The 265-nt window shown below is 37.4% G+C and carries 1 protein-coding gene and 1 pseudogene; both read left to right on the top strand.

Translation table 11 applies throughout. The features are described 5' to 3' along the window. Positions 1 to 166, top strand: a 166-nt coding sequence (gene rpsU, locus SB717_RS36635) for a 30S ribosomal protein S21 (protein ID WP_410907970.1), incomplete at its 5' end; no start/stop codon positions are given. Between the two features lie 15 nt (positions 167 to 181). Continuing rightward, a pseudogene (locus SB717_RS36630) lies at positions 182 to 265 on the top strand (GatB/YqeY domain-containing protein); the annotation flags it as partial.

Raw genomic sequence — 265 nt, 5'->3', positions numbered from 1 at the left:
AACAGTCGTTCGTAAAAACGAGTCTTTGGAGGATGCACTTCGCCGTTTTAAAAGATCGGTTTCTAAAACTGGTACACTTGCTGAAGCAAGAAAGCGCGAGTTTTATGAAAAACCAAGTGTAAAACGTAAGAAGAAATCTGAAGCGGCAAGAAAGCGTAAATTCTAAGAGAGGGTGTAAGTTATGAGTCTTCTCGGTCGTTTAAACGATGATATGAAACAAGCGATGAAGAATAAACAAAAAGAAAAATTAACCGTTATTCGTATG

Source organism: Priestia sp. SIMBA_032, from assembly GCF_046535215.1.
GTDB classification, from domain to species: domain Bacteria; phylum Bacillota; class Bacilli; order Bacillales; family Bacillaceae_H; genus Priestia; species Priestia aryabhattai.
The sequence above is the reverse complement of the archived record's forward strand: the minus strand, read 5'-3'. Positions and strand labels throughout refer to the sequence as shown.